The sequence below is a fragment of the Delftia sp. DS1230 genome (assembly GCF_040112715.1).
Lineage (GTDB): Bacteria > Pseudomonadota > Gammaproteobacteria > Burkholderiales > Burkholderiaceae_C > Comamonas > Comamonas tsuruhatensis.
Genome location: NZ_CP157763.1, coordinates 3,543,016 through 3,567,275, shown reverse-complemented (window position 1 = coordinate 3,567,275; position 24,260 = coordinate 3,543,016). Strand labels below are relative to the sequence as shown.

The window sequence follows — 24,260 nt, the reverse complement described above, 5'->3', positions numbered from 1 at the left end:
ACTTCGCTACCGCACGGCCGTGGCCTCGACCCAGACCGTCTGCCCCGGATGGTGTTCCTCAATGGTGGACACGGCATCGTCGATCAAAACGCGGTCCTCCAGTGAGTAGGCAAAGCGGCTGAGGTTGGGCCATTGTCGGGCGGCGTAGTCGGCCTCGGAAATCGCATCGCTGCCGCACCAGATGGCGTCGTTTTCGGTGGCGGCGAGAAGTGCCTGTGCCAAGCCGGTAGACGTGATCGCCAGGAAGATCATGGGCATGTGGTCCGGATGTTGACGGGTGGACAGTTTGCCTTCGATGGCCAGTCCGCCGAGCCAGCCTGGATCAAACGAAATTAGAATGATAGTCATTCTCGTTGTCGATTCATCACCTCCCCCCGGCCATGCCCACCCCTTCCGCTTCTTGGACCGCTGCGCGCTGGCACCAGCTTTTCTGTGCCTGCCAGCAGCAACTGGTGTCCTATCTGGCCGGCAAGACCGGCAGCCGTGATGAGGCGCAGGAGCTGGCCCAGGAAACCTGGCTGCGCCTGGCCGATGCGCCGCCGCAGCTGCCCGATGGCAGTTCGCCCACGCTCGAAGCCGCGCGGGCCTACCTGTTTGCCACGGCCAAGCATCTGGCGATAGACAGGCTGCGCCAGCGCGGTGCGCAGCAGCGCTGCATGGACGACTGGGCGCAATTGCAGCCCGAGGCCGAAGGCGATGTGGCCGACCGCGCCATGTACCGGCAGGCACTGGCCGTGGTGGAGCGCACGATTGCAGACTTGCCCGAGCGCATGCAGGCCGCCTTGCTGGCCCACCGCCTGCATGGCGAGCGGCAGGCCGACATCGCCCGGCGCCTGCAGGTCTCCCTGAACACCGTGGAGCGTGACCTGATGCAGGCCGATGCCTGCCTGGAAGCCGCCTTGCTGCGCTGGCGCGGCGGGGTGGAGGCGGGCTTGCAGGCCTCTTCCAGAAAGCGGCGGCGGCGTGCCCTTGGCGCATTGCTGGGCGTGGCCGGCATGGCCTGCGCGGCCTGGCCCGCCTGGCAGATGTGGAGCCGCCGCGTGCTGTGGCAAGGTGAACTGGCCAGCGCCACGGGTGTGCAGCGCAGCCTGGAGCTGCCCGATGGCAGCGTGCTGCGCGTGGACGCCGCCAGCCGCGTGGCGCTGACCTACCGTGCCGACCTGCGACAGGCACGGCTGCTGGAAGGCGCCGCCTTCTTTGCCGTGGCGCGCGATGCGGCACGGCCCTTTGTGGTGGAGGCCGGCCCCTTGCGCGTGACCGTGCTGGGAACGCGCTTTGGTGTGGAACTGGAGCCCGATGCGGTGCGCGTGCAGGTGGAGTCGGGCCAGGTGCGGGTGGAGCATGCGGCCACCGGGCGCAGCCAGTTGCTGCAGGACAGCCAGTCGCTGCGCATTCCCCTGGACGGCGGGGCAGGAGATACCGACGGCGCTGCCTGGCAGCCGCAGCTCCAGCAACGGCCCGCGGCCTGGCGCGAGGGCGAACTGGTCTTCGAGCAGGAGCCGCTGGGCCGCGTCGTCCACCGTCTGGGCCGCTACACGCGGCGCCGCCTGGTGGTGGAGGAGGGCGCGGCGCAACTGGCCATCAGCGGCCATGTGCGCATTGCCCAGACCGAGCGATGGTTGCGCGGGCTGCCGCAGTTCGCCCCGGTGCAGGTCAGCGTGCTGGACGACGGCGGCCTGCGGATTGCGCGGCGCGGCGGGCGCGCGGAGCCGTGAAGTTTTTTTCAGGGTTTTTGGGAGTGACTCGTATTTGCATATGAAAGGCCGGGCGCCCTGCCTGTGCCGGCGATTCGCAATGAGCCTGTCTTCCAGAAAGTCCTTATGTCCGCTCCCAAGTCCTCCCGATTCCGATTCCGATTCCGCCTCCGCCGCACAGCGGTTTTTCATGCATGTGCAGGCCTGGTGCTGGGCCTGCAACTGCAGTTGGCCGCCGCGCAATCGGTGTCCTTCGACGTGCCGGCCCAGCCGCTGGCCCAGGCGCTGAGCCTGTTTGCGCGCCAGGCGGGGCTGCAGCTCACCTACTCCTCCGAACTGGTGCAGGGCCGGCAGGCCCCGGCGCTCAACGGCAGCCACGATGTGCGCCAGGGCCTGGCGGCATTGCTGCAGGACAGCGGCCTGCAGGGCCGCATCGAGGGCGGCACGCTGACGCTGCTTCCCGCTGCGGCCAACGCGCCTGAGAATGCGCACCGCCTGTCCGAGATCACCGTGACGGCCGGTGACCAGTATGTGAGCCTGCTGCCCGCACCCTACGCCGGCGGGCAGGTGGCCAAGGGCGTGCGCCTGGGCGTGCTGGGCAATACCGGCAACATGCAGGCGCCGTTCAGCACCACCAGCTACACGTCCGAGGCCGTGCGCAACCAGCAGGCCGGCACCATTGCCGAGGCGGTGAACCGCGACCCTTCCGTGCGCTACACCGTGCTGCCGGGCGGCAACGTGGACAACCTCTATATCCGGGGCTTTCCGATCTGGGAAGGCAACTCGGGCGAGATCGCCTTTGACGGCATCTACGGCATTGCCCCCAACTACCGCGTGCGCACCGAGTACGTGGACCGCATCGAGGTGGTCAAGGGGCCCGGCGCGCTGCTGTTCGGCATGTCGCCCAACGGCTCCGTGGGCGGGGTGATCAACATCGCTCCCAAGCGCGCCAACGAAGACGTGGCGCGGCTGACCACGGGCTGGACTTCGGACAGCCTCTGGCGTGCCCATGCCGACGTGGGCCGGCGCTTTGGCGACGAGGCCCAGTACGGCATCCGCGTCAACGCCAGCAAGTACGGCGGCGATACGTCCATGGACCATCAAAGCACCGACGGCCATGTGCTGGCCGTGGCGCTGGACTACGAGGTGGAGCGCTTCCGCGCCACGTTGGACCTGCTCTCGCAGGACGAGCGCATCGACGGCGTGGGCCGGCCCATCATGCCCACGGGGCTCTCCTCCATGCCTGCTGCGCCCGACGGCACACTCAACGTGACCCAGCCCTGGGAATGGTCCAGGAATCGCGAGCGCGCCGTGCTGCTGCGCACCGAGCTGGACCTCACGCAGCAGCTCACGCTGTTCGCCAACATCGGCCAGTCGCGCGCCAATGTGGACCGCATCTATGACTCCGCCCCGCGCCTGACCAGTGCTGCGGGTGCCACCAGCATCACGCCCACCTATGCGGTGTTCGACGTGGACCGCAGCACCATCGACGCTGGCCTGCGCTCGCGCTTTGCGCTGGCCGGTGTCAAGCATTCGGTCACGCTGCAGCTGGCCAGCTACCGCGAGGATTTCCATCGTGCGCTGCAGGCGGGCTCGGCGGTGGCGTCCAACATCTATGCGCCTGTTGCCCATGCGCCGCAAAGCATTGCGCGGCCTTCGGCCATTCCGCGCATTCATGACAACCGCAACACCAGCCTGGCCCTGGTGGATACGCTCTCGCTGCTGCAGGACCGGCTGCAACTGTCGCTGGGCCTGCGCCACCAGGCCATCAAGTCCACCAACTACAACGTGCTCACAGGCGGCACCGCCAATGTCTACGACGAGAGCGTGACCACGCCCGCCGTGGGCGTGGTCTGGCGCCAGGCGCCCAACTGGAGCCTCTACGCCAACTACATCGAAGGCCTGAGCAAGGGCGACATCGCCCCGCCCGCCGCCAGCAACTACGGCGAGGTGTTGCGCCCCTACAAGAGCCGCCAGTACGAAGTGGGCAGCAAGTACGACTTCGGCAGCTTCATGGCCACGGCCGCCCTGTTCAGCATTGAAAAACCCAGTGGCGGCCTGGATCAGGGCGTCTACAAGACCAACGGCGAGCAGCGCAACCTGGGCATGGAGCTGTATGCCTACGGCGAGGCCGCGCGCGGCCTGCGCCTGCTCGGTGGCGTGACCTGGCTCAAGCCCGAGATCACGCGCTCGGCCACGCCTGCGCTGGTGGGCAACCGGCCCATCGGCACTTCGCGCCTGCTGGCCAACCTGGGCGTGGAATGGGATGTGCCCGCCGCGGAAGGCTTGACCCTGGTCGGCGACCTTGCCTACACCGGCGCCCAGTTCGTGGACCAGGCCAACCGCCTGCGCATCCCGGGTTGGACACGCACCGACCTGGGCCTGCGCTACGCCACCCGCATCGCAGGCCGCAAGACCACGCTGCGCGCCACGGTGCAGAACGTGGCCGACCGCAAGGCCTGGGCCGGTGTCACGTCCTGGGGCGCTGTCTCGCCGATGATTCCGCGCACCTTCGTGGTGTCGGCATCGATGGATTTCTGAGGTCGGCGCGGTGGCTGGGCGGGCCGCGCTCTATGCTTGAGGCATGAACGCAAGCAAGACCCTGCTGATCGTCTACCACTCCATGACCGGCGGCACCCGCCAGATGGCCGAGGCCGCGCGCGACGGCGCAGCGGCCGAAGGCCAGGGCGTGCAGGTGCGCCTGCTGCATGCCTCAGAGGCCGGCCCCGACGATGTGCTGTCCGCCGACGGCTACCTCTTCGCCACCCCGGAAAACCTGGCCGCCATCAGCGGCCAGCTCAAGGACTTCTTCGACCGCAGCTACTACGCGGCGCTGGATCACCTCAATGGCCGGCCCTATGCCAGCCTCATCTGCGCGGGCAGCGACGGCCAGAATGCGGCCCGCCAGATCGCCCGCATCGCCACCGGCTGGCGCCTCAAGCCCGTGGCTGAGCCCCTGATCATCTGCACCCACGCCCAGACCACCGAAGCCATCCTGGCACCCAAGCGGATTGCCGCAGCTGAGCTGGAGCAGTGCCGGGCGTTGGGGGAGGCGATGGGGGCGGGGCTGGCGCTGGGAGTCTTTTGAGGGTTGCCAGCATCTTGGGTGCCCTACGTTTCTTGGTGGCCCGGTCGCCCGGTGTGGCTCAGCCGAACAGGCGCGACCAGAATCGGCCTTTTCCACCCACCTGCTGCCGGGCTCCCTGCATGTGGGCGCGTATGCCGAGCAATTGGGCATCGTCCGGATCGTGGCGCAGGGCGATCTCGACCAGTTCAGGCTGAAGGTGCGAGGCCTTGAGCTGGCCCAGGGCCCTGAGGGCGGTGACCTTGTGCGCATGAACGAAGCTCATGCTGCGAACTTCCCATGGCGCTTGCTGTTGCTGCGGCGAAAGCTGCGCATAGCGGCGTTCGGCTTCGGCCACGATGTCGAGGACGTCCTGGTGGTGGCTGGTCTCGTTGAGATAGGCGCATGCGGTCTGCGCGCAGTCCAGATACAGACCGGTATCAAGCGCGTAGTCCTCCATCAGCAGCAGTGACAGGTCGGTGGCTTGCTTGCGGTTCCCCAGTTGCCGATAGGCATGGCGCAGGTTTTCCAGCAGGGCCTGGAAACAGGTCTGCTGCAGCCCGGCTTCGAGGACGGCGGCCGCCTGCTCGTACTGTTCCTGCGCGTTGTACAGCACGCCCAGGTTGTTGCAGCACATGGCATAGGTGTGGATGTCCAGCGCGGTGGGCGCGGCCTCCTGGCCGTTTGCCGGCGTGCCGGTGCTGGCGAAGCGCTCCAGACAGCGTTCGTAGAGTGTGGTCTGCAGGCGCTCGATTTCCTGCAGGGCCGCTGCATCCGTGTCGGGGCGCTTCCACTTGCCCACGGTCACGCCGGCCGTGTAGTAGTCGGGTGCCGCCGGGCTATCAGCCAACTCGGGATAGGAAAAGATGCTGCGCCAGGGCACGGCATGCTCCATCTCGAAAATGCGGGCTTGCAAGTCCACCTGGGGCTGCAAGGCATGCGACTTGCGGTAGGCGGCCAGCGCGGGCTCGGGTTCGTCCAGCCAATAGTGGGCACTGCCCAAATAGCGGTGTCCATAGGCATTGCCTGGTGACATTGCCAGTGCGCGCTGCGCCCATTCGCCGACCTGGCGCAATGCCGCACTGCGGTCCTCGGTGAATTGGTCACTGGAATCGAGATACACCAGGCACAGCATCAGCCATGACCATTCGCTACCCTGGCCTGATTCGGCAGTGGCCCGAATGCTGGCCAAGAGGCTGGCAATCGCTTCATTGTCCAGATGGCTGAAAACCGTGGTGCCAGACCATAGCGCATGCATTCGCGCGTGGTCGCCCTGGCTGAGGGCATGCATTCCTTGGGAAATCAGTCGTTCCATGGTCTGTTGGGAATATTGTGGGAGGCGCCATCGTATCCGCTGTGTTTGACAGGAGGATGGGGCACCACTCAATGGGAGCGATAAGACGCCCGTGCAGACAATGTCTGAACAACAGGTCAAAGCCCCGTCAACTGCGGCAATGCCTTCTCGCAGGCCTTGCGGCACAGGTAGCGCAGGTCCTGTTCACCATCTTCACTGCGCAGGTAGCCGGCGCCGGCGGCGTTGATGTTCCATTCATAGACCTTGCCCGAGCGCAGCAGCCGTCCGCTGAAACTGCAGGGCAGGATGATGGATTCCTCGTGGAAGCTGCCAGCCGAGACTTGCTTTGCCGTCGCGAAATAGCGGGCCACGTCGGTGGCGTCCAGGCTGACTTTCTCGCAGCCCATGGTCTCGCCCGTGCCTACGGAACGGGTGACCGGGCCGATGACGGAAATGGGCGCCGCCTTGGCCGCGTGTTTGTGCGTGGGCGTGGATGTGGATGTAGATGAGGCCTGCAGCGGCGCATGCAGGCACAGCATCACGGCAGCCCAGGCGGCAATGCGCAGGCTGCGAGAGGGATTGTTGAAAAGCTGGCTGGATGGCATGGCTCAGGCTCCCGTGAAGATGTAGCGCAGCAATTGGGCGCCTTCGGTCGCTTCCTTGCGGGCAATGGCGCCGTGGGAGTAGACATCGGACAGCAGCTTGAGCTTGTAGTGGTCCACCAATTGCTGGGTCAGCCATTTGGTCTGGAACAGCTGCGATTGGGTGGGCGCCTCGTAATCCTTGGTCGATGGCAGGAAGCGGCCCACCACCTCGATGCCCACGGAGTCGCTGTTGGCCGGATAACGCAACGGATAGGCCTTTGTGTTCTCGTGCGATGACACATTCTTGGCCCGCTTGCTGAAGCTCAGGCCCTTTTGGTGCAGCAGGGCATTGATGTTCTTGAGTTCCGTGGGATCGCAGGTGCTCTCGTTGACGCAGCGCGGCTGAAGAATTCCCACATGCCAGCAGATGCGCTCAAGGCTGGCCGTCTGGTAGATCTTGCCGTCCTTCTCGATCAGAAAGTGCGCCCCCGTCTTCTGGCCGCTCTTGTAGGCATTGAGCACGCTGGCGGCTGTGGACGAGTCAGTGCGGTGCAGCACGATGGATGTGACGGACAGCAAAGCGCCGTGCTCTATGGACGGATAGGTCTTGACTTCGACGCTTTTGTCTACCATCAATCCTTTTTCGATAGTGGCCAATTATTTCTCCCTCTTTATTCCGACTGGTTGGTTGCGGCTGGCTGGAAAACCGGCACAGCATACAGGTTTATTAGATAGAAATAATTCGAAATGTACGACAGACTTTGTTGATTGAAATATGTTGAAACAATTGACTTGGGTTCATGAAGGATTGATGAATCGCAGAAATGTCCTGCATTCCGTCACGCCCAGCGGCAGCGAAGTGCACCGGCCTGCGCGGTGACCCATGAAAGCGCCGCAATTGGATGCGCCGGCAGCAGACCAATGGCAAGGTCGAGAAGTTCATTCAGTGGATGCTTCGCGAATGAGACTATGGCTGGGCGTACCTGAACTCAGCCGAGTGGACTAATGCCTTTTCTATCTGGCAGCACCTACAACAGGCAGAGATTGCACAGCGACATCGGAGGCGTCGTCCTGATGTCCAGGCTCAAATCTGCAAACAACCTATTGTCGGTTCACGTCTAGTTGTATTAGATAAATTTCGCCTTGCAAGCCGCAGGTGCAGTCCTGGATATGGTGCCGGTACCTGATATCCAGTCTGTCAAGGACGCTTTCGCAGGCCGGGAAGTTGCATCCGGGCCTGAGCTTTTGCAGTCGTCTTGCTAACAGGTTTGAAGAAGACCCATCAGCCAGCGCGCAGAACGTCCGGACAGCAGCCATTGGGCGCCATTAAAGCAGCGATCCTGGGCAGAAGGGGCAGCTTGTCCAGCATCATGGCGGCGAGCAAGAGGCAAGGGCGGCGGCGCCGCGCAGCACGCGGCCTCAGACGGGGGATTTCGCTTCAGGCAGAACATGGACGGGCCTTTATAAGTATTGGCTTTTGCCTGGAAGCCGGTGGTCACCAAGAAGGTTCAGAGATTTCAACGGTTTCTATGGCTGGCTCAGATTGTCCTGGTGTTCCCGCAACGCAGTCTTGGGGTGTCGGCTTTCAGTTATTTCCACCAGCCGGCCGCCAGCACTGCTGCCATGGTGCTGGCCATGCCGGCCCATTGCGTGGCCCATGGCCCGACGGTGAAGCGGGTCAGGTCTACCAGCAATATCATGGCCGGATAGATAAAGGAAAGTGCGGCAGGCTGGATCGGGCACGCACCGGATCCGGCACGCGAAGTATCCGTGCCGCCCCTCTGCGTAGAGATCGTGCGTAGAGCCACATTCAGCGGGAGAGCAAGATGAAGAGATGCACGTGGGAGGGCATGGTGAAATGTGCATACGGTACAAGGCGCTTGCCATAACCTCGTCGCCCCGGGAAATCAGTTGTCCTATTGTTGTGCCCGGCGAACTGAGGCAGTGCACCACCATATTTGCGGCAGATGCCCATGTCATTGGCTGGCCTGAAAGTGAGATGTTGTATCTCTTCGTCGATCGCACCGATCGTATTCATAGAGAATCTCTTTCGTCAACATGACCATCTCCATGAGGGACGTGAGATGCATGGTCGTGCCATTCGCCCTCGATACCCCCACTTCGCCTTTGGTAAGGAAACGATGAGTGAATGGGGCTTGCATTGCATTCGTGCTTGTGGCACCCACAGTCAAGGCTATAGATTGTATTGTGGTGAGTGAGTGCTTATTTTGCATGTTGGATAATTATTGGCTTGCTAACTGTTTGTCCAGGGAAAAAATGGGGGTTTGCAAAAATCTTCATACCGAGTTAGGCTTGTCGCCTCGACGCAGTTGAGAAAAATACGACAGAGCAATGATGCTTGTTCGGTGTCTTAAGTGAGTGTGCCAAATAATTTTTGAAACTCAGTGGGAATGGTATATGGGAAAATATACTGAGCGCATGAAATGAAAGGAGTTGAAAAAATAAAATTAAGTCGGTGTGGTTTTAAAATTATTGTACTTGAGGAGATTTCCGTAATGAAGATTGCATATGTTGGTTGTGCGGTAGTTTTTGCTTCTTTCTTGTCGTCGAATGCATTGGCGGAAGGGTGGATCGGTTCCACGTCCAATACCTATACCGATGGCGCTCACATAGAAGGATGGGCGTGTAATCCGGCAACGCCTGGCGTTTCCGGATGGGTTCACTTCTGGAGCGGTAGTGCAGATAATAAATTCCTAGGTGCTTTGCATGCAAATATCCCACGCGAGCAGGCGGTAGGAAATATATGCGGAGACTCCGGTGTGCACGGTTTCAGTGGAACTCTGGATGTGCCATATGCCGAACGTGATGGGAAAAGGCATAAAATCGTAGCCTACTTCATCAACGAAAATGGACAGCCACCGTTGTTGCTGCAAAACCATGCCTATATGTGGCTGGATGGCGGATATACGTTGCAGACAAGAACTGAGTGTAATGGAGCCAATCCTGCGCCGGGGCATTGGGTCAAGAAAGCTGTTGGCGGAAAGTGCACACTGCACAGTAGTGTAGGCGGTATCACGTGGGCTCTGAACACGACACATGCCTTCATCAGCAATGCGCCCTCGGGTTACCAGCTTGAGGCCTGTGAGCCAGGTCCTGCCGGATGGACGACTCTGAGCACAAACCCCTCATCCTCCAATTGCATGAGGATTGATCCTTATGCGAACATTGTTACCAGCCCCAGCTACATCATCAAGAAAAATTGATGATTGACAGTTTCCGGTTGATCTGGTTTCCTTAAAATCCGTGGTAACTCCAGGATCTTGGGGCAAAGACCTTTGTCTCTGATCCTGCAGTTACTCTATTGCACGAATTTCGCAGGTGCATACTATTCCGCATGGTAAATTTGAACTCTCTCGTCTATTTTTGTAATCCGCTATTGGGGTAGTGGATTTCTCGTGACGAGGATGATGGTTTTGGGGTTTTGATGTCGATCATGTTTTTCCGATCAGGCCGAAAACGATTCTGATCCTGCTCCGGAAAACCTGGGCGTTCGCACCAGATTACGTTCGGCTTGTTTGCGCTGGACCGTTAGGACTGGCCCGTGAGCCGGTGCCCCAGCACCGCCACCACAATGCAGCCCATCCCGACCCACTGCGCCGCCGACGGCACGGCGCCAAACCAGACCAGATCCACCAGCAAGGCCATGGCGGGGTAGACGAAGGACAGTGCCGCAATGGCGGGCGCCGGCAGCCGCTGGAATGCGGCATACATCACCGTGTACATGAAGGCCGTATGGACCAGTCCCAGGGTCAGCACCATGGAGGCGGCGCGCGCTGACAGCAATTGAGGGCTGGTTGCGGCGATATGGGTGAGCAGCGGCAGGGCCCACAGGCTCAGCACCAGTCCGCCCGCCAGCATCTGCAGCATGGCGATCTGGGCCGAGGGCATGTGGCCCAGGCGGCGCGTGGCGACCGTGGTGCCTGCGTAGAGAGCGGCGGCCAGCAGGGCCAGGGCCACGCCTATCCACGCGCCTGTTCCAGCATGCGATGCACCCATGCCATCCAGCCCGACCAGGCCGCTGCTCAGTGCCACCCCCAGCAGGGCCAGCAGTAGCCAGGGCAGCTTGCGGCGTTCAACGGGCTCGCCCTGCAGCGCCGAAAGAGCCAGCAGCATGAAGGGCTGCACGTGGTAGACCACGGTGGCCACGGCGATGGAGCTGTAGTGGTAGGCGCTGAAGAGGGCGACCCAGTTGAGCACCAGGGCGATGCCGCCGCCGGCCAGCCACAGCCATTCCCGGCCTTGAGGGGCGACCCATTCGCGCCGCCAGGCCAGCCACAGGCCCAGGCCCAGTGCGCCCAGCACGCACCGGGCGAATACGACCAGCAGCGGCGGCAGCGCGCTTTCCACGACGAGCAGGCCGATGGTGCCCGACAGCGCCATGGCCAGCAGCATGCGCCAGGTGCCGCCCTGGCTGGTTCGGGGCCGTGCGGTTGAGGTTGCAGAGGTGAGGCTGGGGCTGTGGGACATGGTGTCGATTCCTGGGCGCGCTTCGGTATGGAGCGCATGGCCGTATCTTGCGGACCTTGCAATCAATCAACAATCCATGAGTCATTCAAATTAATATTGCCTGCCATGCAACAAAGACCGGAGTAGCGCCTTGCCCGATACCGCCATGCCCCTGGATGAAATGCTGGTCTTCGCCCGTGTGGTGGAGCACCAGAGCTTTGCGGGCGCGGCCCGGCAGCTGGGGCTGACGACCTCGGCCGTGAGCCGCAGCGTGGGGCGGCTGGAGGCGCATTTCGGGCTGCGGCTGCTGCAGCGCACCACGCGCTCGCTGTCGCTGACCGAGGCGGGGGCCGAGATCCATCAGGCCTGCCTGCGGCTGGTGGAGGATGCCCAGGCCGTGCAGGCGCTGGCGGGCCAGTTGCGCCAGCAGCCGCGCGGGCTGCTGAAGATCAGCGCGCCGGCCGTGCTGGGCGATCTCTGGCTGTCACCACTGCTGCCGGGCTTTTGCGCGCGCTGGCCCGAGGTACAGGTGCAGGTGGACATGACGGACCGCATGGTGGACCTGGTGGCCGAGGGGCTGGACCTGGGCCTGCGCATCAGCGTGCCGGGCCAGATCGCGCCGGGGCTGGTGGCGCGGCCGCTCAAGACCATCCGCTATGTGCTGGTCTCCACACCCGGCTACCTGGCGCGGCATGAGGCCATCGGTGCGCCTGAGCAGTTGCTGGCGCATCCCTTCATCAGCCTGGGCTACGGCCAGTTCCAGAACGAGGTCGAATTGCGTCCGCAGCGCGCTGGGCACCAGCCGGCCGCGCCCGCTACGCGTCTGCTGGTGAATACGCCCATCACCATTGCCAGCAGCCTGGGCATCATCCAGGCGCTGCAGCAGGGGCAGGGCATCGGCGTGGTAGCGGACTTTGCGGCGCAGGCGGCGCTGCAGGCCGGGCAGCTGGCGCCCGTGCTGCCGGGCTGGGCGCTGTGCGGCAAGTACGCGCCGCGCGTGGTGCATGCGGTCTATGCGCCCACGCGCCATGTGCCGCTGAAGCTGCGGGCGCTGATCGACTACCTGGTCGAGGTGGAGGGTGACGGCGCCGCGGCCCCCGCCACCTAACCCATGCGCCTGCGCAGCGCCGCGCTGGCCCAGTCCACAGCCACGGACAGCGCCAGCATGGCGATGATGACGGTGCTGGCCTGGGCATAGTGGAACAGCGACAGCTCGAAGTACAGCAACTGCCCCAGCCCGCCCGCGCCCACGAAGCCCAGGATGGCGGCCATGCGGATGTTCATCTCCCAGCGGTACAGCGTATAGGCCAGCAACTGCGGCGCGGCGCCGGGCAGCGTCGCGTAGAGGAAGGCCATGGCACGGCCGCTGCCGGACAGGCGCAGCGCTTGGGTGGGGGCGGCGGGCTGGTTCTGCAGGGCCTCGGCATACAGGCGCCCCAGCACGCCGGCCGTGTGCAGCGCCAGCGCCAGCGCGCCTGCGAACGGGCCCAGGCCCACGGCCAGGGCGGTGATGGTGGCCCAGACCAGCTCGGGCACGGAGCGCAGCACGTTGAGCACCAGGCTCCAGGGGGCGCGCCAGCGCGGCAGCGCCAGCAGCAGGCCCAGCACGGCCGCCAGCAGGGTGCCGACCACGGAAATGGCCAGCGTCTCCCACACGCCCACGGCCACCTTGCGCAGCCATTCGGCGCTGGTGTCGGGCGGGAAGAAGCTGATGACGAACTCCAGCATGGACCGGCCCGCCGCGCCGGTGAACAGCGAGGGCAGGTCCATCTCCAGCATGGCAAAGCTGGCGGCCACGCCCAGCGCCAGGGCGGCGCAGGTGAGGGCGCTGCGCCAGCCCCACGCGCTGGCACGCGCGGCGGGTGGCGTGTCCAGCGCGCGGCGCAGGCCGCGCGAGAGCAGGTCGGCGCCCCAGACCAGCAGCATGAAGGTCAGCAAGATGGTGCTGGCCTCGCCGCCGTTGAGCATCTTCATGGCCTGGTCCATGAGCTGGCCCAGGCCGCCCGCGCCCACAAAGCCCATGACCACCGAGGCGCGTATGGCGCACTCCCAGCGGTAGACGGTGTACGAGGTCAGCTCGCGCGCGGCCTGGGGCAGCAGGCCGTAGAGCATGGCCAGCGGCCGGCGCGCGCCGGCCTGCGCCAGGGCACGCGCGGGTGCGGGGTCGGCCGATTCCAGGATTTCCGCATAGACCTTGGCCAGCATGCTGCCATAGGTCAGGCCCAGGGCCAGCACGCCAGCGGCCGGCCCCAGGCCGAAGACGCGCACGAAGACCAGGGCCCAGACCAGTTCGGGCACGCCGCGCAGGATGGTGAGCAGGCCGCGCGTGACGGGGTTGAGCGCCCGCCGCTCGCGCGCGGCGCCCGTGACCAGGTAGGCCAGCGGCACGGCCAGCACAAACGCCAGGGCCATGCCGGCCGTGGCAATGGCCAGGGTCTCCAGCGTGGCGCGGCCCAGGTAGCCCAGGAATTCGCGCCCGGTCTCGGGCGGCAGGAAGGTGGCCAGAAAGCGGCCTATGACCTGCAGGTTGCCGGGATCGAACAGCGCGCCCAGGCTGACGCCCGCGCCCTGGAACAGCGGCCACAGAACGACGGCGGCCAGCACCAGGGCGCCGAGGCGGCGGGGCGCGGCGGGATCACGCAGCGCGTGCAGATCGGAACTCAACGGCATGCGGATGCGGACAGCGGTGCGGCAAAGGCGGCGGGCGCGGGTGTCCACGCAGGGCGGGAGGGATCATCGCCAGCATGCTCGGACCCATACAGCGCACGCAGGTGTTCCTGCGTGACTTCAGCCGCCGGCAGGTCGAAGGCGATGGCGCCATCGCGGATGCCCACGATGCGCGCAAAGCAGGCCAGCGCCAGGTCCACGGCATGCAGGCTGGCCACCAGGGTGGCGCCGCGCGCGGCGGCTTCGTGCACCAGCAGTTGCACGGTGGACAGGGCCAGGGCCGGGTCCAGCGCGGCCACGGGCTCGTCGGCCAGGATCAGCTCGGCCTGCTGGTAGAGCACGCGGGCAATGCCCACGCGCTGCAGCTGCCCGCCCGAGAGCTGGTCGCAGCGCGCGAACAGCTTGTCTGCCAGCTGCACGCGGGCAAGGGCCTCGCGCGCGCCAGCGGTGTCCTGTGGGTACAGCAGCGAGGCCAGCGCCTTCCAGGCCGGCCAGCGGCCCAGCCGCCCGGCCAGCACGGCCGTGACCACGCGCTGGCGCGGCGGTATGGGCGGCGCCTGGTGCACCGTGCCGATGCGCGCGCGCAGCAGCCGGGGAGCCCCCGCGCTGGACGCAGGCACCTCGTCGCCCAGCACGCTGCGCCGGCCCTGGCTGGGCGCCAGCGCCGTGCCGATGACGGACAGCAGCGTGGTCTTGCCCGCGCCCGAGGGGCCGATCAGCGCAATGGCTTCGCCCTGGCGTGCGGCCAGCGTCACGCCGCGCAGCGCAATGCCGCCGCCGGCGTGGGTCAGGCCCACGCCTTGCAGTTCAAAGCTCATGGATTACGCCTGCCGCGGCTTACTTGAGCAGGCCGGCCGACTTGGCGGCGGCCTCGATGCCTTCGTAGTTCGAGGCCTGGGTGGGAATGAAGCGCGCGGCGCGCTGCAGCTCCAGGATGGCCTTGTGCTCGGGCTTGGCCGGGTCCAGCGCCAGGAAGGCGTCGGTCAGCTTCTTGACCAGGGCCGGGTCCAGGTCGCCGCGCACGGTCCAGTTGTAGTCGAAGTAGGGCGGCGTGGTGGCGAACACGCGCACCTTGCTGGTATCGACCTTCTTGCTCTCCACCAGCTTGTCCCAGACCGATGCGTTGAGCACGCCGGCCTCGGCCTTGCCTGCGGCCACGAAGGCCACGGTGGCGTCATGCGCGCCGGAGAAGGCCACGGTCTTGAAGTCCTTCTCGGGGTTGATGCCGTCCTGCTGCAGGAAAAAGCGCGGCATCAGGCTGCCCGAGGTGGACGAGGGCGCGCCAAAGGCAAAGCTCTTGCCCTTGAGGTCGGCCAGGGTCTTGATGGCGGGGTTGGCCGTGATGAACTTGGAGGTGAACCTGGCGTCTTCCTCGCGCTGCACGATGGGAATGGCCGTGCCGTTGGTGCGGATCTTGGCCTGCACGAAGGTGAAGCCGCCCAGCCAGGCCAGGTCCAGCTTGCGTGTGGCCAGCGACTCGACCACGGCGGCGTAGTCGGTCACGGGCGTGAACACCACCTTCATGCCGGTCTGTGCCGAGAGGTACTTGCCCAGCGGCTCGAACTTGCGCTGCAGCTCGGTGGGAGCTTCATCCGGGATGGCCGAGACGCGCAGCACGGCGGGTTCGGCGGCCAGCGCAGGCAGGCTGGACAGGGTGGAGGCGGCCAGCACGCAGGCAGCCGCCTGGCGCAGCGCCGAGCGGCGCGCAGGAATGTGGTTCATGGATGGGCTCCGTTCAATCAGCCACCGCCGTCCGGATACACGGCGGTTTAATAAGGCGCCCGGGGCTGACCCGGGCGCCGAAGGTACAAGGGCGGTACACCGACCGCTGAGGCTGCATTGTAGGGAGCGGGCTTTTCCGTTGGGGAGCGTCAGGCTTGAGCGGCGGACCTGCCGGCACAGCGCGGCCGCCGATCTTTTTCCCGCGTGCGCTGCGTTTGTGCACCGCCTGGGACCTTGCTTGGCCGGGGACTTGAACATGCGTTGCACCAAAATATCAATTATTGGTATGACCAATAAATATCCTGGTGCACTATCTGCACTCTTTTAGGTGTTTACCCTGTTCATCTGCCCACTTGAAAGCTCTGAGAATCGCACCACTTCGCGCAATGGTCTGAATTTTGGTTTAATTGGTTGGACCAATTTGCCAATGGCCCACAAGGCGCCAGCGCGGGGAACACTCCCAGACACCGTTGCAGCCAGCCAGCAGACATCCTGTGCGGATCGCACCGCATGCCAACGCTGCAACGAGAGGGAGTGGCCGACAAGGGGCGCTTACCGCGCCCTCCCCATCATCTAGAGACACGGTCATGCAAACCATCTGGCAGCAGAACTACGATCCCGCCGGGAACATCTGGATCTCGGCGCTGATCGCGCTGATTCCCATCATCTTTTTCTTCCTGGCGCTGACCAGGTTCCGTCTCAAGGGCTACCAGGCTGGCACCGTCACCGTGGCGCTGGCGCTGGGCGTGGCACTGCTGTTCTACAAGATGCCCGTGAGCGCGGCACTGGCCTCGGCCGTGTACGGCTTCTTCTACGGCCTGTGGCCCATCGCCTGGATCATCGTGGCGGCCGTGTTCCTCTACAAGATCTCGGTCAAGACGGGGCAGTTCGACGTGATCCGCTCGTCCATCCTGTCGGTCACGCCCGACCAGCGGCTGCAGCTCATCCTGGTGGGCTTTTGCTTCGGCGCCTTCCTGGAGGGCGCGGCCGGCTTCGGCGCGCCCGTGGCCATCACGGCCGCGCTGCTGGTGGGCCTGGGCTTCAAGCCGCTCTATGCGGCGGGCCTGTGCCTGATCGCCAACACGGCGCCCGTGGCCTTCGGCGCCATGGGCATTCCCATCATCGTGGCGGGGCAGGTCTCGGGCGTGGATGCCTTCGCCATCGGCCAGATGGCCGGCCGCCAGCTGCCCTTCATGACCGTGCTCGTGCTGTTCTGGCTGATGGCCATCATGGACGGCTGGCGCGGCGTCAAGGAAACCTGGCCTGCCGTGCTGGTGGGCGGCGGCTCCTTCGCCGTGGTGCAGTTCCTCACGGCGAACTACATCGGCCCCGAGCTGCCGGACATCACCTCGGCCATCGTCTCGCTGGTGGCGCTGACGCTGTTCCTCAAGGTCTGGCAGCCCAAGCGCATCTTCCGGTTCGACACGGAAGGCGAGGGCGGCAAGGCTGCTGCCATTGCGAAGACAGCCACGGCGGTCAAGGCTCCCGCCGCCGCTTCCGGTGCACCGCTGACGGCCGGCGCCGTCATCAAGGCCTGGTCGCCCTTCATCATCCTCACGGCCATGGTGACGATCTGGAGCATCAAGCCCTTCAAGGCGCTGTTCGCCGCAGGCGGCCCGCTGGCCTCCACCGTCATCAACATCCCCGTGCCCTTCCTGCACAACCTGGTGGAGAAGACGCCCCCCGTCGTGGCCGCCGCTGCGCCCTACGGCGCGGTCTACACCTTCAACTGGCTGCTGGCCACCGGCACGGCCATCCTGATCGCGGCGCTGATCACCATCACCTTCACGCGCCTGTCTCCCGCCAAGGCCGTGGCCACGCTGGGCGAGACCTTCAGGGAACTGGCGGTGCCGATCTACTCCATCGGCATGGTGCTGGCCTTCGCCTTCGTGGCCAACTACTCGGGCCTGTCGGCCACGCTGGCCCTGGCGCTGGCACACACGGGCCAGGCGTTCACGTTCTTCTCGCCCTTCCTGGGCTGGATCGGCGTGTTCCTCACGGGCTCGGACACTTCGGCCAACGCGCTGTTCGCCGCGCTGCAGGCCACCACGGCGCAGCAGCTGGGCCTGCCCCAGGTGCTCACGGTGGCGGCCAACACCACGGGCGGCGTGACGGGCAAGATGATCTCGCCCCAGTCCATCGCCATTGCCTGCGCAGCCGTGGGCCTGGCAGGGCGTGAGTCGGACCTGTTCCGCTTCACGGTCAAGCACAGCCTGATGTTCGCCGTGATCATCGGGGTGATCACGACGCTGCAAGCCTATGTGTTTACGTGGATGATTCCGGGGTATTGACATGAAACACCCCCTGAGTCGCTGCGCGCCTTCCCCCTCTCTACCCGCTTCGCGGGGGAGGGGGACGACACCCTCGCGGCGGGGCGGCCCTTGCTCGGTGTCCCTGGCTTGGGCAGTGCGGGTTTCATGCGATGAGGCTGGCGCATAGCGCCGTGAATCACTGAAAACCAATTCTGAGAATCCCCATGCGCGTTGCCGATCAAGTTGTCGAGAAATTGCTTGCCCTGGTGCAGGCCAGCGGAGTGCAGCCCGGACAGCGGCTGCCCGCGGAGCGGCAACTGGCGGCCGAGCTGGGCGTCTCGCGCACCTCGGTGCGCGAGGCCATACAGAAACTCACCAGCCAGGGCGTGCTGGTGGCGCGGCGCGGCGATGGCACCTACCTGCAGGAGCCGGCGCCGGCTGCCGAGCCTGCGGACTGGCTCAAGGACGCCATGCGGCCGCTGGCCGGCCTGATGGAGTCCGATTCCCACTACCGCTACGACGTGCTGGAAACCCGCCACGCGCTGGAGACCAGCACGGCCTGGCTGGCCGCCCAGCGCGCCACGCCGCAGGACAAGGACCATATCCAGCGCTGCTTCGAGGTGATGATCCAGCACCAGCAAAGCGGCCACGCCGAGCTGGCGGCGCGCGCCGACGCGCAGTTCCACCTGGCCATTGCCGAGGCTTCGCACAACCTGGTGCTGGTGCAGGTCATGCACAGCCTGTTCACCGTGGTGCTGTCCACGGTGGAACGCAACCGCCACGACATGTTCCGCCTGAGCGCGCCCCAGACCCTGCAGGAGCTGACCGTGCAGCACCAGAGCCTCATGCAGGCCATCCTGGACGGCGACCCGCAGCGCGCCCGCGAATGCATCGGCGAGCACCTGGAGCATGTGCGCACCACCATCCAGCGCCTGGACGAGGACCGCGCGCGGCGCGAGCGCTCCATGCGGCTGCCTCTGGACGCCGCGCCCGCGCTGCTGCCCACTTCAGACCTGATACGAAAGACATGAGACACCCATCATGATCATCTCCTCCACCTCCGACTACCGTGCGGCGGCGCAAAAGCGCCTGCCGCCTTTCCTGTTCCACTACATCGACGGCGGCGCCTATGCCGAGCAGACGCTGCGCCGCAATGTCGAGGACATGGCCGCCGTGGCGCTGCGCCAGCGCGTGCTCAAGGACATGAGCCGGCTGGACACCAGCATCGAGCTGTTCGGCGAGAAACTGTCCATCCCCGTGGCGCTGTCGCCCGTGGGCCTGACGGGCATGTACCGCCGCCGCGGCGAAGTGCAGGCCGCGCGCGCGGCCGACGCCCATGGCATTCCGTTCACCATGTCCACGGTCTCGGTCTGCCCCATCGAAGAGGTGGCGCCCAAGATCAAGCGCCCCATGTGGTTCCAGCTCTATGTGCTCAAGGACCGGGGCTTCATGCAGAACGCGCTGGAGCGTGCCCAGGCGGCCGGCTGCTCCACCCTGGTCTTCACCGTGGACATGCCCGTGCCCGGCGCGCGCTACCGCGATGCGCATTCGGGCATGAGCGGCCCGAATGCCGCCATGCGCCGCTACTGGCAGTCGGTCACGCATCCGGCCTGGTCCATGGACGTGGGCCTGCTGGGCCGCCCGCATGACCTGGGCAACATCTCGGCCTACCGGGGCAGCCCCACGGGCCTGGCCGACTACATCGGCTGGCTGGGCGCCAACTTCGATCCCTCCATTTCCTGGAAGGACCTCGAATGGATACGCGCCTTCTGGAAGGGACCCATGGTCATCAAGGGCATCCTGGACCCCGAGGACGCCAAGGACGCCGTGCGCTTTGGCGCCGACGGCATCATCGTCTCCAACCATGGCGGCCGCCAGCTCGACGGCGTGCTGTCCTCGGCCCGCGCGCTGCCGGCCATTGCCGATGCGGTCAAGGGCCAGATCAAGATCCTGGCCGACTCCGGCATCCGCAACGGTCTGGACGTGGTGCGCGCCATCGCCCTGGGCGCCGACTGCGCCATGATCGGCCGCGCTTTTATCTACGCGCTGGCCGCTGCCGGCGAGGCCGGCGTCAAGCACCTGCTGGAGCTGCTGGAAAAGGAGATGCGCGTGGCCATGACGCTGACCAGCGTCAGCAAGGTGGCAGACATCACCGGTGACCTGCTGGTGCGCGAAGCATGAGCGCGCCGGCCATCTCCGCCATGCCCCAGGTGTCCCGCGAAACCCTGCTGCAGCAGCTGCGCCAGGCCGTGGGCGCGGCCCATGTGCTCACCGACGACCAGGCCACGCGCCGCTTCCGCAAGGGCCACCGCACGGGCGAGGGCCCGGTGCTGGCCGTGGTGCGGCCCGCGACGCTGCTGGAGCAGTGGAAGGTGGTGCAGGCCGCCGTGGCGGCCGGGCGTATCGTCATCATGCAGGCCGCCAACACGGGCCTGACGGGCGGCTCCACGCCCGACGGCGCGGACTACGACCGCGAGATCGTGCTCATCAACACCTTGCGCATCACCGGCGTGCAGGTCATTGGCGGCGGCGCCCAGGTGGTCTGCCTGCCCGGCGCCACGCTGGACCGGCTGGAGCAGGCGCTGGCGCCGCTGGGGCGCGAGCCGCATTCGGTGATCGGCTCGTCGTGCATCGGCGCCTCGGTGCTGGGCGGCATCTGCAACAACTCGGGCGGCGCCCTGGTGCGGCGCGGCCCGGCCTATACCGAACTGGCGCTGTACGCGCGCGTCTGCGGCGACGGCTCGCTGGAACTCGTCAACCACCTGGGCATCGCCCTGGGCCGCACGCCCGAGGAAATCCTCACGCGGCTGCAAAACGGCGACTACACCGAGTCCGACATCGCCCACGATGCGCAGCGCGCCGCCTCCGACCCGCGCTATGCCGATGCCGTGCGCGCCGTGGACGAGGATACGCCCGCGCGCTTCAATGCCGACCCCTCGCGCCTGTTCGAGGCCTCGGGCTCGGCCGGCAAGCTGTGCCTGTTCGCCGTGCGGCTGGACACCTTCCCCAAGGAGCCCAGCACCGTCTTCTATATAGGCAGCAATTCGCCCGACGACCTCACGGCCGTGCGCCGCGAGCTGCTGACCGCGCTGCCGCGCCTGCCGATCGCCGGCGAGTACATCCACCGCACGGCCTACGACATCGGCGAGAAATACGGCAAGGACACCTTCCTGCTGATCGACCGCTTCGGCACGGCCAGGGTGCCGGCCGCCTTCGCCCTCAAGAGCCGCGTGGACGGCTTCTTCGAACGCTTCGGCCTGCGCGGCGTCACCGACCGCGTGATCCAGGCGCTGACCAACCTGCTGCCCAGCCACCTGCCCGCGCGCATGCGCCAGTGGCGCGACCGCTATGAGCACCACCTGCTGGTGCGCGTGTCCAACGACACGGCCGAGGCCACGCGTGAATTCCTCACGCGGCACTTCAGCGGCAGCACCACGGGCGGCTGGTTCGAGTGCGATGCCGACGAGGGGCGCAAGGCCTTCCTGCACCGCTTCGCCATCGCGGGCGCTGCCATCCGCTACCGCGAGGTGCACCGCGCCCAGGTCGAGGACATCGTGGCCCTGGACGTGGCCCTGCGCCGCAACGACCGCGAATGGGTGGAGCAACTGCCCGCCGAGGTCGAGCGCGACATGGTCCACAAGCTCTACTACGGCCACTTCTTCTGCCATGTCTTCCACCAGGACTACATCGTCAAGAAGGGCGTGGACCCGCTGGCCATGGAGCACCGCATGTGGGAACTGCTGGACGCGCGCCGCGCCGAGTATCCGGCCGAGCACAACGTGGGCCACCTCTACGTGGCCAAGCCCGCGCTGGCAGGCTTCTACCGTGAACTGGACCCCACCAACACCTTCAACCCCGGCATAGGCCACACCTCGCGCAAGCTGGGCTGGGAGGAGTGTTGTGACCGGCCGGGGGGATGGCCCAAGGGGTATTCGGAAACGCCGTAGAGCAGGAGCAGGCGGGCCCGGGGGCAGCCCGCCGCACCCCCTCACAGATTGATGAACACCGACTTGGTCTCCAGGTAGGCATCCAGCGCGGTGCGGCCCATGTCGCGGCCCATGCCGGACTGCTTGTAGCCGCCGAAGGGCATGCCCGGGTCCAGGGTGCTGTGGCAGTTGACCCAGACCGTGCCGGACTGGATCTTGGGGATCAGCCGGTGGACCTTGGACAGGTTGTTGGACCAGATGCTGGCGCCCAGGCCGTAGGGCGTGTCGTTGGCCCAGGCGGCGACTTCGTCGAGGTCGTCATAGGGCATGGCCACGAGCACGGGGCCGAAGATTTCCTCGCGGGCCACGCGGTGGTCGTGCTGCACGCCGGTCATCACCGTGGGCTGCACGAAGTAGCCGCGCTGGCCGGCGCGGGCGCCGCCCGTCACCACCTCGGCGCCCTGGCTGCGGCCTATGTCGATGTAGCTGCAGACACGCTCCATCTGCTCCTGCGAGACCAGCGGGCCCATCTGCGCGCGGGGGTCCAGGCCATGGCCCAGGGTGAGCTGGGCGGCCTGGTCGGCCACGTCGGCCACCACGCGGTCGAACATGCTCTTGTGCACGTACAGGCGCGAGCCCGCGCAGCAGACCTGGCCATGGTTGAAGAAGATGGCATTGGCCGCACCTGCCGCCGCCGTGGCGGGGTCGCAGTCATCCAGCACGATGACGGGGGACTTGCCGCCCAGCTCCAGCGTGATGCGCGTCATGTTGTCCATGCAGGCATGGCCGATGAGCTTGCCTACCTCGGTCGAGCCCGTGAAGCTGACCTTGTTGACCAGCGGGTGCGAGACCAGGGGCGCACCCGTGCCGGGGCCGTCGCCCGTGACGACGTTGAACACGCCGGGCGGAAAGCCCGCTTCCTGGATCAGCTCGGCCAGCATCAGCGCGGTCAGCGGCGTCTGCTCGGCGGGCTTGAGCACCAGGGTGCAGCCGGCAGCCAGCGCGGGCGCCAGCTTCCAGCTGGCCATGAGCAGGGGGAAGTTCCAGGGCACGACGGCGGCGACCACGCCCACGGGCTCGCGCCGGGTGTAGGTGAACATCTGGGCCTCGGGCGCGAAGGGCACGGAGTGCTCGTGCGTCATGCCTTCGATCTTGGTGGCCCAGCCGGCCATGTAGCGGATGGAGTCGATGGCCATGGCGATGTCCACGGCGCGCGCAATGGCGGCGGACTTGCCGTTGTCCAGCGATTCGACCTCGGCCAGGGCCTGGGCATGGGTCTCCATGAGGTCGGCCAGGCGCAGCATCAGGCGCTCGCGCTCCACGGGGCGCATGCGTCCCCAGGGGCCCAGGTGCAGCGCGCGGTGCGCGGCGCGCACGGCCAGGTCCACGTCGGCCGGGCCGGCGCTGGCGACTTCGGCGAGCACGGCCTCGGTGGCCGGGTTGACGGTGGACAGGCGCTGGCCGGTCTGGGCCGCCACCCATTGGCCGTCGATGAAGAGGTCATGCGTGCCCCGGTTGAGGAAGGCGCTGGCGCGTTCGGTGATCTGGTGCTGGATGTCGCTGAGGTTCATGGCGTGCTCCTTGGTGGTGGACAGGGGACAGGGGGTGTGGATTCAGAAAACCTGCAGCAGGCGCAGGTTGATGCGGGCGTTCTCCTTGAAGCCCTGGCGCACATGCAGGTCGCGGCCCACGGTGGCCAGCAGCTGCGTCTTCGGCGCGACAAAGACCGCGCCGCCGAAAGAGACCTTGGTGGTGGACTGGCGGTCGCCTTGCGACACGCCGTTGACCTGGGTCTCGCCGCCCGTCAGGTGCGACAGGCCCAGGCGCAGGTCCGAGGTCTCCGACAGGTGGTAGCGCAGCAGGCCCTGGAACTGGAACTGCGCCTTTTGCTTGAGCGTGGCGCTTTGGGCGCCGAAGTCGTCGTTCTTGCCGAAGACGGTGACATCGGCCGCCAGGTCCATGGTCACGCGCTTGCCCAGCGGCTTGATCCAGCCGGCCTGCAGGGCCGCCTTCCAGCGGTTCTCGCCCAGGCTCAGCGGGTCGTTGCGGTTGTACTGGCCCGTGGGCAGCCAGACAAAGGGGGTGATGCCGAAGTGCTCCTTGTCGCCGGGCTTGGTCAGCCACAGGGTGGCGGCCAGCATCAGGTCGCCCACGCCGGTGTTGCTGCCCATGGCCGCGATATCGCGCGAGGCCGACAGGCGCCCGAAGGGCAGCAGGAACTGCGGGTCGATCACGTAGTCGCCCAGCTTCATGAAGTGCACGCCGCGCGCTATGCCGATGTCCGAGGTCAGCCTCGGCCGTATGGGCGCCTGGTCGCCATTGGCATAGAGGCGGTCGCGCGTGGCGTGCTGGTAATAGACCATGCCCAGCGTGGTGCCTCGCGGCAGGGCGGTGTAGTCGCCCGCGTCGATATCGACGGCGTGGGCATTGAAGGTGGCGCATGCGGCCATGGCTGCCAGGGCCAGGGATGCGCGGGTGAAGGGCTTGGATGGCATGGCGAAGAGTCCGGTCCGGTGTTTTCAGGCAAAGCCCTGCCCAGGCCTGCTGCAGGACAGCAGGGCCGGGGAGGGGAATGGGAGGTTGGGGGAGG

20 protein-coding genes are annotated in these 24,260 nt (G+C 66.0%); 9 read left to right on the top strand and 11 right to left on the bottom strand.

The genetic code is table 11. The annotated features are described in order from the left end of the window. Window positions 1-6: 6 nt before the first annotated feature. Window positions 7-348 carry a hypothetical protein gene (locus AAN986_RS16040; protein ID WP_241150361.1) on the bottom strand — a complete coding sequence of 114 codons (342 nt, stop codon included), beginning with the start codon at window positions 346-348 and terminating at the stop codon, window positions 7-9. 32 nt (window positions 349-380) lie between these two features. On the opposite strand from AAN986_RS16040, the gene AAN986_RS16035 reads away from it, so the two are divergent. The 3 genes from AAN986_RS16035 (at window position 381) to AAN986_RS16025 (ending at window position 4,782) form a co-directional block, all read left to right on the top strand. Continuing rightward, window positions 381-1,715, top strand: coding sequence for a sigma-70 family RNA polymerase sigma factor (locus AAN986_RS16035; RefSeq protein WP_349335399.1), 1,335 nt, complete (start codon window positions 381-383; stop codon window positions 1,713-1,715). 186 nt (window positions 1,716-1,901) lie between these two features. Then, entirely contained in the window at window positions 1,902-4,235 is a 2,334-nt protein-coding gene (locus AAN986_RS16030; protein ID WP_241150362.1) for a TonB-dependent receptor, read from the top strand. Window positions 4,236-4,278: 43 nt separating this feature from the next. Next, window positions 4,279-4,782: an NAD(P)H-dependent oxidoreductase gene (locus AAN986_RS16025; protein ID WP_013802753.1), complete on the top strand. Its 504-nt coding sequence runs from the start codon at window positions 4,279-4,281 to the stop codon at window positions 4,780-4,782. 58 nt (window positions 4,783-4,840) lie between these two features. On the opposite strand, the gene AAN986_RS16020 is transcribed toward AAN986_RS16025, so the two are convergent. The 4 genes from AAN986_RS16020 to AAN986_RS16005 form a co-directional block, all read right to left on the bottom strand. Continuing rightward, complete coding sequence (locus AAN986_RS16020; RefSeq protein ID WP_241150363.1) at window positions 4,841-5,893, bottom strand: hypothetical protein; 1,053 nt, start codon at window positions 5,891-5,893, stop codon at window positions 4,841-4,843. Between the two features lie 296 nt (window positions 5,894-6,189). After that, window positions 6,190-6,657: a hypothetical protein gene (locus AAN986_RS16015; RefSeq protein WP_016452892.1), complete on the bottom strand. Its 468-nt coding sequence runs from the start codon at window positions 6,655-6,657 to the stop codon at window positions 6,190-6,192. 3 nt (window positions 6,658-6,660) lie between these two features. Next, window positions 6,661-7,269 carry a peptidoglycan recognition family protein gene (locus AAN986_RS16010; protein WP_016446773.1) on the bottom strand — a complete coding sequence of 203 codons (609 nt, stop codon included), beginning with the start codon at window positions 7,267-7,269 and terminating at the stop codon, window positions 6,661-6,663. Between the two features lie 1,177 nt (window positions 7,270-8,446). Next, window positions 8,447-8,674, bottom strand: a complete 228-nt coding sequence (locus AAN986_RS16005; protein WP_151019911.1) for a hypothetical protein — start codon at window positions 8,672-8,674, stop codon at window positions 8,447-8,449. Between the two features lie 406 nt (window positions 8,675-9,080). Between AAN986_RS16005 and AAN986_RS16000 the strand changes: the two genes are divergently transcribed. Beyond that, entirely contained in the window at window positions 9,081-9,860 is a 780-nt protein-coding gene (locus AAN986_RS16000; protein WP_227468592.1) for a hypothetical protein, read from the top strand. Window positions 9,861-10,185: 325 nt separating this feature from the next. On the opposite strand, the gene AAN986_RS15995 is transcribed toward AAN986_RS16000, so the two are convergent. After that, complete coding sequence (locus AAN986_RS15995; protein ID WP_046984851.1) at window positions 10,186-11,124, bottom strand: DMT family transporter; 939 nt, start codon at window positions 11,122-11,124, stop codon at window positions 10,186-10,188. A 145-nt stretch (window positions 11,125-11,269) separates the two neighbouring features. Between AAN986_RS15995 and AAN986_RS15990 the strand changes: the two genes are divergently transcribed. Continuing rightward, window positions 11,270-12,211, top strand: a complete 942-nt coding sequence (locus AAN986_RS15990; RefSeq protein WP_046984853.1) for a LysR family transcriptional regulator — start codon at window positions 11,270-11,272, stop codon at window positions 12,209-12,211. Here the strand turns inward: AAN986_RS15990 and AAN986_RS15985 are convergent. From AAN986_RS15985 to AAN986_RS15975, 3 genes are read right to left on the bottom strand one after another with little or no spacing between them, the layout of a single operon-like run. Continuing rightward, entirely contained in the window at window positions 12,208-13,773 is a 1,566-nt protein-coding gene (locus tag AAN986_RS15985) for an ABC transporter permease subunit (RefSeq protein ID WP_047218297.1), read from the bottom strand. The two genes, AAN986_RS15990 and AAN986_RS15985, sit on opposite strands and share 4 nt — an antisense overlap. Then, complete coding sequence (locus AAN986_RS15980) at window positions 13,764-14,588, bottom strand: phosphonate ABC transporter ATP-binding protein (RefSeq protein ID WP_034363970.1); 825 nt, start codon at window positions 14,586-14,588, stop codon at window positions 13,764-13,766. The genes AAN986_RS15985 and AAN986_RS15980 overlap by 10 nt, the downstream gene beginning before the upstream one ends. A gap of 19 nt (window positions 14,589-14,607) precedes the next feature. Beyond that, window positions 14,608-15,492 (bottom strand): putative selenate ABC transporter substrate-binding protein, encoded by an 885-nt coding sequence (locus AAN986_RS15975; protein WP_016446779.1) that lies wholly within the window; start codon window positions 15,490-15,492, stop codon window positions 14,608-14,610. Window positions 15,493-16,079: 587 nt separating this feature from the next. Here AAN986_RS15975 and lldP point away from each other — a divergent pair. From lldP to dld, 4 genes are all read left to right on the top strand, one after another. Further along, a complete protein-coding gene (gene lldP, locus AAN986_RS15970; RefSeq protein WP_047218252.1) occupies window positions 16,080-17,783 on the top strand; it encodes an L-lactate permease in 1,704 nt (567 codons plus the stop codon). 185 nt (window positions 17,784-17,968) lie between these two features. Continuing rightward, window positions 17,969-18,775 carry a transcriptional regulator LldR gene (lldR, locus tag AAN986_RS15965; RefSeq protein WP_016446781.1) on the top strand — a complete coding sequence of 269 codons (807 nt, stop codon included), beginning with the start codon at window positions 17,969-17,971 and terminating at the stop codon, window positions 18,773-18,775. 10 nt (window positions 18,776-18,785) lie between these two features. Further along, window positions 18,786-19,925, top strand: a complete 1,140-nt coding sequence (lldD, locus tag AAN986_RS15960; protein WP_016452885.1) for an FMN-dependent L-lactate dehydrogenase LldD — start codon at window positions 18,786-18,788, stop codon at window positions 19,923-19,925. Continuing rightward, the gene (gene dld / locus AAN986_RS15955) at window positions 19,922-21,691 is read left to right on the top strand and encodes a D-lactate dehydrogenase (RefSeq protein ID WP_047218253.1); all 1,770 of its coding nucleotides are present in this window, start codon (window positions 19,922-19,924) and stop codon (window positions 21,689-21,691) included. Before lldD ends, dld begins: the two co-directional genes overlap by 4 nt. Window positions 21,692-21,732: 41 nt before the next feature. Here the strand turns inward: dld and AAN986_RS15950 are convergent, their stop codons facing one another. Both AAN986_RS15950 and AAN986_RS15945 read right to left on the bottom strand, forming a co-directional pair. Next, a complete protein-coding gene (locus AAN986_RS15950) occupies window positions 21,733-23,241 on the bottom strand; it encodes an aldehyde dehydrogenase family protein (RefSeq protein WP_047218254.1) in 1,509 nt (502 codons plus the stop codon). A 42-nt stretch (window positions 23,242-23,283) separates the two neighbouring features. Beyond that, window positions 23,284-24,165: a transporter gene (locus AAN986_RS15945; protein ID WP_047218255.1), complete on the bottom strand. Its 882-nt coding sequence runs from the start codon at window positions 24,163-24,165 to the stop codon at window positions 23,284-23,286. Between the last annotated feature and the right edge of the window lie 95 nt (window positions 24,166-24,260).